Genomic DNA, 11,470 nt, shown 5'->3' with positions numbered 1-11,470 from the left:
ATAGGAGGTGGGGTGGGGGTGGGGGTTTGCCCCCACGTTCCCCACCTTGCCCCCACCTTGAAATGCGAAGTGGGGGAGGTCATCAGGCGGGCTCTCCGACCACGATCACCGGCTTCTCGCGGCCCTTATTGCCGTCGTGCTGGTGCTCGACCTTCAGGGCCCCGTTCTTGATCCAGGTCTTCAGGATGCGCTTGATCTTGGCCTTCTCGGCGTCGTCGGTGTGATCCAGACCGAGGGTCTGCCCCACAAGGCGGCCGATCCAGTTGCCAGCCTGCACATTCTCGGCCCAGGTGCCCCGTCTAACCTCGGCCTGCACCTTGCGGAGAGCGTCTGCGGGGATCGCGTCGAACAGGCCCGGCATCGCCCATTCGGTCACGACGCCGATCAGGTCTTCTGGGTCCTGATCATCGCCGTTGCCGAGCCCCACCGTCTCAAGGTGGCGCCATACCGCTCGGTCCTGGGGCGGCTGCATGTTCGACTTGCCGTCGTCGACCCGGAAGTATCGGCGGCGCTGCTCGCCCGGCACACCCGCGTTGCTGGCCTCCTCGGGGGACATGACGTTGAGCACCCGCGCCGACCGCACGGCGCCAATCAAGGCCGAGCCGCCGCGGGCGTCCTCGACCGAATAGGAGGACTGCCCGCCGCTCGCCTTGCGGACGTGGTGGACCAGATCCACCCCACAGTCCGTGTCGCCTGCGATCCGGCCCCAGGTCTTCGTCACCTTGTCGATGGCGCCGTTATCGTTCTCCGGCACGTCGTGGCAGGACACGAACGGGTCCAAGATCAGCACGTCGATGCTGCGACTGCGGATCTCGCCGCTGATCTCCTCGACCATCGGCTCTTGGATGACGGTCTGATCCTTCATCCGCCGGGCGATGATGATCGGGACTTGCCGGCCGCTGTCGAGGAACAGCCTGCCTTCGATCTCGTGAGGCTCGATGCCGTAGTGCAGGCAGGCGGCCATCACGCGACGCTCAACCTCCTCAAGGGGGTCCTCGCCGTTCCAGTACCAGACCCGCAGGCGTTGCCGGGGCTCGGAACCGAGCAGAGGGCGGCCTGTGACCATCGCCAGCGCCTCGACCAGCGCCAGGCTGGTCTTCCCGAGCCCGCCGGGCGCGATCGTGGCCGTGGCATACTTCCGGATGTAGTGCCGGCCGTAGAGCCAGCGGCGCGGTGGCAGCGTCTTCGGATCGCGCCAGGTGAACGGCGTGGCGCGGATCTGCGGGCGCGGCGGAGCACCATCACCAGCATGATCGAAATGGCCAGCTCGGCCCGGCCCGTCGTCATAGTAGGCCGGAGCGAAGGCTGAGCGCTCGAACCGCTCGGCCGCCTCGTCCAGGTCGTGCTTCTCGTTCAGCGGCATCCCGATACGCACTCCTGAACTACGTCGTTCATGTCGCCGCCCCCCTTAGGGCGCACGACATCGACAAGGCGGTTGGCTTCGACCCACCGGGAGCCGCAGGCCTGGACGGCAGCTGCGTTGGCGCCGGTGCGGTCGGTTTCTCCGAGGATGGTCAGCGCATCGACGCCTGGCACGACGGGGAAGACGCTGATGGCGCCGACGCTGCCGGTCGCCCAGACGGGCCGGATCCCGAGTTGCCGGGCGGCCATGCCGGTTTCGATGCCCTCGCCGATCGCGAGGCCGTGGGTGACTTCCGCGTCCGCGTCGAGCTTGATCACGGCGCCGACAGCCCCGCCGTACATCTTCCGGGCCGCGGCGCCCTCGAACCGCTTGCGGCCATCTTGGCTCAAGGCTGTCCGATGGATGCCGGTGGGCGCGTCGGTGATGGCGCAACGGAATAGCGCAACCATCGCCGGCACGGTCTCGTCGCCCCAAGGGCAGATCGGGGCGAAGCGCAGCACCTCGCCGGCCAGCTCGTCCGGCAGATCGAGGCCGCGGTTGCGCAAGTAGGTTTCCACCAGGGTCCCGCGCGGATCGTGAGCGGCGTTCCAGATCCGCAAAGCGCGCTGGCGCTTAGACAGCACCTCCGCTTCCGCCGTGGCCCTGGCTTCTTCCCGGGCGGCTCGGCGGCGCGCGATCTCGGCCGGATCGACGCTGATGCGCTCGTTGCCCTGCCACGCGGGCAGCCCCACGGCGCCCCGCACATAGTCGCGGCACTCCTCGAACGGGTCGGACGCGAAGCTGTGAACCCGGTAGCCCTCGGGGGCTACCGGATCGATCCAGACGGACAATGATCGGTCGGTGCGCGAGTGACCGGGACCCGGAACAAGGGCGCGATCCCGGCCGACGACTTCACCGCCCAGGGCTCGGGCAATTGCATGGATATCGAGAAGGTCGGCCGGGGCAACCATCATGCAGCGTCCACCCTTCTGGGGCGGGCCGGTGGCGACAGATCCTCAAGGAGAGAGGCAGCGTTTGCGATGCAGGCAGCGGCGCACCTGACGCTGTGAGCCGTGCCCCGCCGGTCGTGGACGGAAGCGAGGTCGGCGGCTGCGCCGGCATAGACCTGAGCCGCGATTAGCGCTTCGCTCAGCGCCTCGAACACGGCCAGGTCTGTGCCGTGGAAGCCGGGAGCCGCCGGAGCGGTGACGGGGCAGGTCATGCGCGGGCACCCCAATGGTCAACCTGCGCGAAGGCCAGCGCCCCGATTTCACGCGCCAGCGCGTCGCTGACTGCTACGCGCGACAGAACCCGGCGTGCGCGGAGCACGTCGAGCGCCGGCACCTCGGGCGAGGAAAGAGAGGCAAGATTGCGCCGCTGCATTGCGGCTGCGCTGACTGTGTTCGGCTTCATAATCGGCACTCCATGTTGGGGTACCGGCGCTAAAATCGGTGGCGCGAAGCGAACGGATGCACTACATGAGCGGTGTCGAAGCGCTGTAGTTATCCGCCCGCCGGTTCCCGATTTTGGGGCCGGCGGTCGTGCTTCAGGCGGCCACGGGGCCGACCTTTGTGGCGATCCAAGAAGTCGGCACGCGGTACTTGCGCGGCCCGAACTTTACACAGGGGATCGTCTCGTCGCGGATACCTTTCCGGATGGTCTTCTCGCTGAACCCGACCGCTGCGGCGGTCTGCTTCACGTCGGCCGTCGTCTTCAGCAGCAGGCGCCTCAACTCGTCGTGGTCCATGGCGGGCTCCCTCGTCGCGCAGCGGCGGACTTTCATGCACGGATCGCTGAAACGGAAAGTAGGGGAGCATTTCGGCTGGGTCTAGCTTTTTCTGCACGCTCCTCGTAACGATATGTGGACACGAGAGGGCCACGGATGAGCGACGACGCACCGAAGAAGCGCATGGGCCGCCCGCCCAAGCCTGTTGCCGAGGTCAAGCGGCATGGGGTTGCTTTCCGCGTGAACGATCGTCTGCGCGAGCAAATCCAACAAAGTGCCGAGGAAAACCAGCGTTCCGTTGCCGAAGAGGTTGAATACAGATTGCAGATATCGGCAACAGTTGGTTCAATACTTGAGGAAATGACCAAAGATAAGTCCACTAGAGATTTATTTAGAAGCATATCTAAGACATTAAAGCATGTTAGAAGCACGGCTCAGCGCGCTAATCTGAATGAAATTCAGACAAGAGTCGCGTTGAAAAGGGCGTTTGATCACATCAGCGATATAAATTTTTGGACTGGGGGAGAAATCTCACCTGTGCCTGATGGTTACATCGGAAAAGCGGATCAGCCGCCCGTGAAGAGACATGAGATGCCTCCGGCTGCCATGGGGTATTCTATCGCATCTGAAGTCCTAATGTCCGATATGGTGTGGGATGACTGCAAGATTATGGAAGATTTTGGCAAAAAAATCACTGATTGCTGGTCATCGGATGGAGCAAAATCAATTGCAGCGGATGGTATTGTGGATGAAAATAAGAAATAACGATCATTCTGATTTGAGCCGTAAGGTTCCGCTTCTTTCCAAATAAGGCGGGGTCACGAAAGGCACTCATCGTGTTCTACTCTGTTGCTATGAAGGCGATGGAGTAGAACGGCATGCGCCCGGCGCGATTTCACACCCTAGTCAAAATGAAGTGTGAGCCCGAGCTTCAGAACGCCATCGTGGCGGCGGCGGAGCGCGACCGCACGACGGTTTCAGAATTCTTGCGCCGGCACCTGCGCGCCGCGCTCAGTCTTGGCCCTACTGATAGCTCGCCTCCGCCCGCAGGCCCTACCGCTGCGATGAAGGCAGCCGCGTGATGTCGGCCAAACCGACGCAGCGCGACATCCTTGAGCCCCAGGCTGCGACTGCACACGAGATCGTCGCAGCCCGGATCGCGCAAAACCCTGACGATGGGTCTCCCCCTGGCGTTCTGCGGTTCACCCTCGACGACCCGCTCCCGCGCGTCGCGGAATGGGTCCGGCAGGGCACCGGCCGATGGTTGGGACCGCAGGCGACGTGGGTGCGGTTCTACCGCGTCGATCGGGAGGCGGGCCTGCTCGTCGTCCTGCACACCCCGACGCAGGCCGGCGAGGTCGAGCTAGTCGTTGCCAGCGATCCCGGCATGGTGTGCCGGTCAATCCTGCGAGCGGTCTCGCGGTGGGTCTTCGGCGATGTCTGCGCGGCGCGGCTCGTGGTCCGCATCCCGGCGGGCACCTCGTGGCTGGCCGACTATGCCCGCCGCGCTGGCTTCGCCCATGAAGGTACCGCCCGCGATTACTTCGACATCGGCGCCGACGCAGAGGTCTGGGCGATGACGCGGCATTCCTGCCGCTGGCTGCCGCGCCCTCCGCTAGCGATCCCGACAGCAGACACCTCCCCGCCCTCTAGCACTGCGAGGCACTAACCATGTCGCTCCTCGATGCGATCACCGGCGGGGCGTACGAGCGCGCCGCGCGCAACAATCAATTCGCCATTCAATCTGGGTTGAACCTTGGCGCTGATGCGCTGACGAATGGCGTCAGCGCGGCGCAGGGCTATCTCGGCGTCAATACGACCGGCGCCGGGCAGAATTCTCTCACTGCCCTTCAGGATAGCTACGGGACTGCCCGAACCGACCTGATGAATGGGAATAATCAGGCACAAGCCTACTTTGGGAAGCTTGGTGACAGCTATGCGCACATGGTCCAGGGCGGCCAAGGCGCCTACGACAGGTTCTTGGATGCGACGGGTGCGAATGGCGCAGCTGGATCTCAAGCGGCACAGGCAGCATTCCAGAGCAGCCCCGGCTATCAGTTCAGTTTAGATCAAGCTTTGGGTGCTGTTCAACGCAGCGCTGCCGCTCGTGGCGGTCTTGCTGGCGGAAACTTGACGCAAGACATTATGCGAACTGCTACCGGCCTCGCGGATCGGAATTATCAGCAGTACATCAACAACCTCGGAACTGCCGCGCAGAGCTACGGCACCGGCCTCGCCGGGCAGGGTCAGGGATATGCTGCGCAGGCCAGTGCTGCGCAGGGGCTCGGAACGCAGCTCGCGTCGCTCGGGCAGGTCAACGGGCAGAACCAAGCCGGGGTCTACGGCACTGCGGCGCAGCAACAGGCACAGTTCGGACAGGGTGTTGCCGGTCTTCAGATGAGCGCCGCCGATGCCCTGGTAAAAAACAACAATACGCTTGCGCAGGGCCAGACCCAATCGAGCAATAATTTCTTAGGTGCGCTTCTCGGTGGGGCGTCGAGCGTCTTTGGCGCAGCCGGTAAGGCCGGCGGCTTCGGCAACCTGTTCAAGTGAGGTCGTGAATGAGCTTCGCCGAATACTACCGCGGGTTCGCTGGCCTCGGGGACGCCTACAGCGCCGGGCTTGAGGAAAACCGCCTCCGTGCGGCGTCGAGCCGTGTCGGGCAGCAGCTCGGCGCTGGCGACTACACCGGCGCGGCCGGGACGATGTTCGACGCTGGCGATGCGCAAGCGGGCGTGAACTTATTGAAGCTCGGTGAGGCGCACCGGCAGAGCCTCCTAACGCAGCAGGCCAGCCAGGCGTTCGCGAACGGCCTCGGCACGCTCTACGGCGGCGGTGGGGGCGACAGCGGGCAGCTTAGCCCGCTCGGGTCGCTTGGCAGCCCGCAAGGCGCTCCTGGCGCTGGCAAGCTCCCGACCTTCGCCGGAGGCAATCCCGGCGCCATGGCGATGCCGAGCGGCACCGGCGGCGATGCTGAGAAGAAGTTCGTCGGCGCCCTGCGGGACGGTGGCCTGACGAACCCCTACGGCATCGCCGCGGTGACGGCCTATGCGTCGAGAGAGTCGGGGTTCAAAGGCTCGAACATCACCGGCTCGTGGTCGGACCCAAGCGAGAGCGGGCAGGCGGGCACCAGTGGCGGCATTCTCTCTTGGAGGGGCGATAGGTTGACGAACATGCGCCGGTTTACGGCCGGCGCTCCCGACCCGGTGACGGCACAGGCGCAATTCACCTTGGCCGAAAACCCGCGGCTGACGCAGGCGCTACAGAACGCCAAGAGCCCGGAGGAAGCAAATGCCCTGATGGCCGATGCTTGGCGCTTCGCCGGTTACAACCGGCCAGGCGGCGAGAACGCGGCGCGTCTCAACACGACGCGCGCTTACCTCGCGCGTCTGAACGGCGGCGGCTTCGGCGACATGGCGCCGGCTCAGACCCAAGTCGCGGCTGCCGGCGGCCCGATCGTGTCCGGCACCAATCCGGCCCGCCCACCGATGCGGTTGCCGACGATGGCCGGCGGCTCCCCCGATCCTCAAGCCGACATGCCCGGCGCGGACAGCCGTGAGGCGCAGTTCTACATCCCGGGCACCGACCCGGCCGGTGCCGTTGCTCCCCGCGCGATCCCGCAGGGCGCTCCGGCCCAGATCGGCAACGTGCCAACGGCGGCCATTGCGGCGGCTCCGGCGGGGCAGGCTATCGGCTTCCTGATCCGAGCGGCGGCCTCGCCGAACCTGCCGGACGGCCAGCGCCAGATTGCGCAGATGCTTCTCAAGAACAAGCTTGACGAAACATCCATGCCTCCCGAGGTGAAAGAATACAATTTGGCCCGCGCGCAGGGCTTCACCGGCTCGTTGCTCGACTACAAGCGCGAACTGAAGCGCCCCGGTGGCCCGACACTGCTTTCTCCCGGGCAGACGGTCTATGACGAGAAGACCAACAGCGCCAAATTCACGGCGCCGCGGGCGGAGCAGGATAAGCCGCCGACTGTGCGCTCGTTCACGGACCCGGCCGGCAACAAGGTGGATCGCGTCTACAACCCGCAGACGGGTGCTTGGGACCCTGTAGACTTCGGCAGCAGCCCGCTTCCCACCCCCGCGCAGGACGATACGACGGGCATTCCTCCGGGCGTCGATCCCGACACCTACCGGAAGGAGTTGGCGAAGAAGACCGTTGCTCAGCAGTCGCTGGCGACGGATCGGGCAACCCAGGCCACGACCTACATCCCGATCTTGGAACGTGCCGAGCGTGCCTATGAGGCGCTTGCTAGGCCCAACGCCCTCGGGGCTACCGCCCTCGGCCCGCTCAACGCATCGGTGCCCAACCGCTTCATCGGCGGCGTGTTCGGCGTGAACTCTGAGAAGATGCGTCAGGAGTACGAAGCCGCCGCGAAGGATCTTGAGCTTGCGAAAGCCCAGATCACCATGAAGGGGCAGGGCTCAATTACCGACAGCGAGCGGCGTCTTCTCGCACTCACCTTGCCTCGCCTGGATGCCGCTGACCCGACTGTGGGGCTTAGGACCCTGCGAGACCTGCGCGGCCAGTTTGAGCGCACGCTGTCCCGTGAACGCCTGCCTAGCTACGGCCAGGGCGGCGGCCAGCCTGCGCAAGGCCAGGGCGCTCCACAGCGTAGCGCCCCACCGCAGGGCGCACCTGCGATCCAGGATCTCGAAGCTGAAGCACGTCGCCGGGGGTTGATCCGATGAGCGCTGGCCTGTCGTCCCTCTCTGACGCTGACCTCATGCGGATGCTTGGCGCGGCGCGCGGGGAGGCGAAGCGGAACGCCTCAAGCGTCACCGTCCCGTCGCCCTTCTCGGAGGAGCCTGCGGAGCCCGAGGGGCTGTCGATCCGAGTGCAGCCAAACAACTCGGCCGCGCCTGCCCCGGTGAGCACCGACACCGCCCCGGCGGCTGTCGATCTGTCCGGCCTCTCCAACGGCGAGTTGATGCGGCAGTTGATGGGCGCCCGCGCCGCGGCGGCGAAGGCTCCGGATCCCGCCTCGTTCGGCGATCGGTTCGGCGCCGGGCCGACGGCACGCCAGGGCGCCGCCCCGCGTGCGCTCGGCGACAGCTATGGCGGTCCGTCGATCGGCAATGACCAGGCGGCGGCGGATGCTCTGTACGGCGGATTGCAGCGTCAGGCTGACGAACGGCTAATCGGACCGTCTTCGGCCGGAAACGCTGTGGCGGCGGGTGTGCGTGAGTTCGGCAACTCGGTCGCGTTGAACGCCCCGCGCAACATCGCGGCGGCCATCGCCAGCGCGCCGGAATGGCTCGGCGGGAACGGCGCATCGTTCGACAGCAACTATCACCTCGCCCGGGATCAGGAAGCGGCCTTGGCCCGCCAGAACCCCAAGAGCGCCCTCGCGGGTACGATTGGCGGCATCGGGGCGGGCGCGGTGGTGCTGCCGGCATGGGGTGGGGCCTCATCGCTAGGTGGTCGCGCGCTTCAGGCGGGCATCACGGGCACGGGCTACGGCGCCGCTGGCGAGTTTCTGGACAGCAAGGATCTTGAGCGGGCTGGGTATGCGGGGGCGGCCGGCTTTGCGCTCGGCGGCGCCGGCAGTGTCGTGCTCGAAAAGGCCGCGCCGGTCGTTCTCACCCTCGCGCAGCGCGGCATTCAGGTCTTCCGGCCGGCGGCTCCTGGCGCTCCTCCTACCCTGACGGCGGAGGCTGCCGCAGCGCTCCGGGAGGTCGGCGTTGATCCCGCCTCGCTTCCGGCTGATGCACAGGCGCAGCTTGCGCAGGCGTTCCAGGTCAAGGGCGTGTCCCCGGCCGTGGCCCGCGAGGCTATCGCGGCCGAACAGGGGATCACGCTGTCTCGGGGGCAAGCGACACAAGACCCGCAGGCCGCAGCGCTGGAAGCCGGGGCGCTGGCGGGGAGCCGCGGGGCTCGGGCGCAGGGCATTGCCACCGAGTTCGATCAGCAGCAGGCAGCCCAGATCGCAGCGGCCCGGGATCGGCTGCAAGGGGGGGCCGCGCGTGGCGTCGAGCGGATCGACAACCCTCAGACGGCATTCGAGGCGGTGGCGGATCGTGCCCGGCTGGCGGGAGACGAGACGGCGCAGCGGATCGCGGCAGCCCGCCAAGCCGAGCAGGAAGCCCTACAGGCCGTTTCCGGCCCCGCAGGCACCGACGCGCTGTCCGGGGCTCAATCGGCCGTGGCGGGCGTGCGTGAGGCCGCAGAACAGGCCCGCGGCCGGTATCGTGCGGCCTATGGCGACGTGGCGGCCATTCCGGGCACCTTCGCCCCCGGTGCCCTGTCCGATGTCGGTACGGCGGTACGGCGCTCGCTCGGGCCCGAGGTGCCGATTGATCCGGTCCTGACGCCAGCCGCGGCGCGGGCTGTCCAGGATCTCGATAACCTGCCGGCCGTGCTCGGCCTCGGACCCGATCAGGGGCCGGACCTTCGCCAGGTGGAGCAGGTCCGCAAGCGGCTCGTGTCGTACTACGGTGGCACGGCGCAGAACCCGACCGATCGTCGGGCGATGGGCGCGGTGATGAACGCGTTCGACCAGCGGATCGAGGATCTGATGGCGGTCGGGCGGTTCGGCCAGCAGCCCCCGCCGGTCCGGTCCTTCAAGGATGTGCCTGCCTCGCTCCCGGCGCCTCGCTCCGGGACGTTTCACGAAGCTGTCGCGGCGCAGCAGAGCGGCGGCGCACCTGAAACCCTGACACGTTATCTCGCCCGCACCGGCGGCATCGCCCTCGACGATGAGGCGCGAGCGGCCGACCTGAACCGGCACTATGTCCCCGGCTATGGCACGCTGGCGCGGCGCACCGGTCGATCGGTTGATGACCTGCGGGTGGCCTTGCAGGAAGAAGGGTTCTTCCCCCCGGATGCCCTCGGCGGGATCTCGGCCCGCGACGTGCAAGACCGGATCATTGAGGCGATCCAGCGCGAACAGCGCGGGCAACCGCTCTACCGGGCGCAGGATGAGGCGGCAGCAGCGGCAAGGAACGCGGCCCGGGGATCGGATGAGGCAGCCGATTATGCGGCCCGGCTGGATCGGGAAACCAGGCGCACGGCCATCGCCCTTGAGGCCGAAGGGCTGTCGGCTCGCGACCTCGATCCGGCGACCCTGCGCGATGCGGCAGAGATGGTGCTGCGCCGAGAGGTTGACGACGCTGGGACGGCCTACGAGCGCGCAGCTCGGGAGCGTGCGGGGCTTGCTGGCGACGGGGCGCCGCGGGGCGATGTCATCCCGGATGCGCCCTTCCCGGGCCTGGGCGAGGCGGTCGGCCCTGCGGCCTCGGATGCCCTGCCGATCGGCGACACGGCGCCGGCAGAGGCGATGCGGAAGGCCCGAGGGCTGTTCCGGGACTACAAGGAGGCGTTCAGCCCGCGCGGTCCTGGCGACGTGGCAGGCCAGCGGCTCCGGCAGATCGTGGAGCGCGACGCCTCGCCGTCCGATATGGTGACGGCGCTGTTCGGGACGACGACGGGCAAGGTCTCGGCGGGTCAGATGCAGACCCTTGCGAGGGTGCGGGGCGCTGTCGGCGCCGACAGCGAGACATGGCGAACGGTGCAACAGGCGTTGATCGCTCGATACCTTGGCGGGGAAAGCCAGGGCCTCGCCGGTCGGCTGGATTACCTTCTGCGGGGCGAGGGGCGTGCCTTGGCAGCTGGGTTCCTCTCGGAGGAGCAGCGGGCCGGGCTCGGGCGGCTGCGGAGCGCCATCAATCAGACTGAGCGGGCACAGGCGGAGGCGCCGGCCTGGGTCTCGAACCTCGAACGGTCCGGGTTCGATCCGAACGCCATCGCGGCAAGCCTGTTCGGCTCGGGCGTGCCGGGCTCGCGGGTCGGCGCCGCAGCGGAGGCGAAGGCTGCAAAGGCGTTCCTGGGCGAGGGATCGCAAGAGTGGGCGATGCTCCGACAAGCCGCCGTGCAGCGGGTGGTGGATACCTCGGCGCCAGCCGCGAAGCTCGTCGAGCGGCTACGCGCCTTCACGGAAGGGCCGGGCTCGGGCCTTGCCAGGGAGCTATTCGGCGCCGAGGAGCTTTCGCACTTCCGGCGGCTTGAGGCGGCGCTGCGGGCGACGATCCGGCCGGACGGGGCGATGCGGCCGGGATCCGACAGGGCTGCCGCCGCGGTGATGAAGGCAGTCGACCTGATCGCGGGCGCGGTGGCGTTCAAGATCGGCGGCCCTGGGGCGGGTCTCGCAGCATACGGCGCCAAGCTCGGGCAACGGGCGCTTGTCGGCGGGGTCGGGGCGTCGAAGGCTCGCGCGTCGTTCGAGAGTGGGGCCCCGCGGGTGCCGCAGCCAGCGCCGGTGCTGGATCTCCGCCAAATCGGCCCGGGTTCAGGGCTGACGGCTGAATACGGCTTGGCCGATTAGAGCCCTATGGGGCTGGCGCTGTGGCTCAGACAGCGCCACCTTAGCAGTATGGCCGGACAACGCCGAGTTGAGC

General features: G+C 67.3%; 9 protein-coding genes. 5 read left to right on the top strand and 4 right to left on the bottom strand.

Features of this window, described 5'->3' with window-relative positions:
• Positions 1-82 precede the first annotated feature (82 nt).
• The 4 genes from VQ02_RS10260 to VQ02_RS10250 all read right to left on the bottom strand — a co-directional run bounded on the left by VQ02_RS10260 (position 83) and on the right by VQ02_RS10250 (position 3,089).
• The gene (locus tag VQ02_RS10260; protein WP_053080310.1) at positions 83-1,363 is read right to left on the bottom strand and encodes a helicase RepA family protein; all 1,281 of its coding nucleotides are present in this window, start codon (positions 1,361-1,363) and stop codon (positions 83-85) included.
• Positions 1,354-2,316, bottom strand: coding sequence for a DUF7146 domain-containing protein (locus tag VQ02_RS10255; protein ID WP_157080569.1), 963 nt, complete (start codon positions 2,314-2,316; stop codon positions 1,354-1,356). Before VQ02_RS10255 ends, VQ02_RS10260 begins: the two co-directional genes overlap by 10 nt.
• 244 nt (positions 2,317-2,560) lie before the next feature.
• Positions 2,561-2,755, bottom strand: a complete 195-nt coding sequence (locus tag VQ02_RS36900) for a hypothetical protein (RefSeq protein WP_157080568.1) — start codon at positions 2,753-2,755, stop codon at positions 2,561-2,563.
• Between the two features lie 133 nt (positions 2,756-2,888).
• Positions 2,889-3,089: a helix-turn-helix transcriptional regulator gene (locus tag VQ02_RS10250; protein WP_048444084.1), complete on the bottom strand. Its 201-nt coding sequence runs from the start codon at positions 3,087-3,089 to the stop codon at positions 2,889-2,891.
• Positions 3,090-3,224: 135 nt separating this feature from the next.
• Between VQ02_RS10250 and VQ02_RS36895 the strand changes: the two genes are divergently transcribed.
• The 5 genes from VQ02_RS36895 (at position 3,225) to VQ02_RS10230 (ending at position 11,397) form a co-directional block, all read left to right on the top strand.
• Positions 3,225-3,833, top strand: coding sequence for a hypothetical protein (locus VQ02_RS36895; RefSeq protein ID WP_157080567.1), 609 nt, complete (start codon positions 3,225-3,227; stop codon positions 3,831-3,833).
• Between the two features lie 316 nt (positions 3,834-4,149).
• Entirely contained in the window at positions 4,150-4,737 is a 588-nt protein-coding gene (locus VQ02_RS10245) for a GNAT family N-acetyltransferase (protein ID WP_048444083.1), read from the top strand.
• A gap of 2 nt (positions 4,738-4,739) precedes the next feature.
• Entirely contained in the window at positions 4,740-5,621 is an 882-nt protein-coding gene (locus tag VQ02_RS36890; RefSeq protein WP_157080566.1) for a hypothetical protein, read from the top strand.
• 8 nt (positions 5,622-5,629) lie between these two features.
• Complete coding sequence (locus VQ02_RS38705) at positions 5,630-7,765, top strand: hypothetical protein (RefSeq protein WP_053080308.1); 2,136 nt, start codon at positions 5,630-5,632, stop codon at positions 7,763-7,765.
• Positions 7,762-11,397, top strand: a complete 3,636-nt coding sequence (locus tag VQ02_RS10230) for a hypothetical protein (RefSeq protein WP_048444081.1) — start codon at positions 7,762-7,764, stop codon at positions 11,395-11,397. Before VQ02_RS38705 ends, VQ02_RS10230 begins: the two co-directional genes overlap by 4 nt.
• Positions 11,398-11,470: the final 73 nt, after the last annotated feature.

The sequence above is a fragment of the Methylobacterium variabile genome, from assembly GCF_001043975.1.
Taxonomy (GTDB): Bacteria; Pseudomonadota; Alphaproteobacteria; order Rhizobiales; family Beijerinckiaceae; genus Methylobacterium; species Methylobacterium variabile.
This window is presented reverse-complemented; position numbering and strand designations above follow the sequence as displayed.

Coding starts and splice junctions, on each gene's coding strand:
- VQ02_RS10260 (WP_053080310.1), bottom strand. CDS start 1,363: ATGCCGCTGAACGAGAAGCACGACCTGGACGAGGCGGCCGAGCGGTTC.
- VQ02_RS10255 (WP_157080569.1), bottom strand. CDS start 2,316: ATGATGGTTGCCCCGGCCGACCTTCTCGATATCCATGCAATTGCCCGA.
- VQ02_RS36900 (WP_157080568.1), bottom strand. CDS start 2,755: ATGAAGCCGAACACAGTCAGCGCAGCCGCAATGCAGCGGCGCAATCTT.
- VQ02_RS10250 (WP_048444084.1), bottom strand. CDS start 3,089: ATGGACCACGACGAGTTGAGGCGCCTGCTGCTGAAGACGACGGCCGAC.
- VQ02_RS36895 (WP_157080567.1), top strand. CDS start 3,225: ATGAGCGACGACGCACCGAAGAAGCGCATGGGCCGCCCGCCCAAGCCT.
- VQ02_RS10245 (WP_048444083.1), top strand. CDS start 4,150: ATGTCGGCCAAACCGACGCAGCGCGACATCCTTGAGCCCCAGGCTGCG.
- VQ02_RS36890 (WP_157080566.1), top strand. CDS start 4,740: ATGTCGCTCCTCGATGCGATCACCGGCGGGGCGTACGAGCGCGCCGCG.
- VQ02_RS38705 (WP_053080308.1), top strand. CDS start 5,630: ATGAGCTTCGCCGAATACTACCGCGGGTTCGCTGGCCTCGGGGACGCC.
- VQ02_RS10230 (WP_048444081.1), top strand. CDS start 7,762: ATGAGCGCTGGCCTGTCGTCCCTCTCTGACGCTGACCTCATGCGGATG.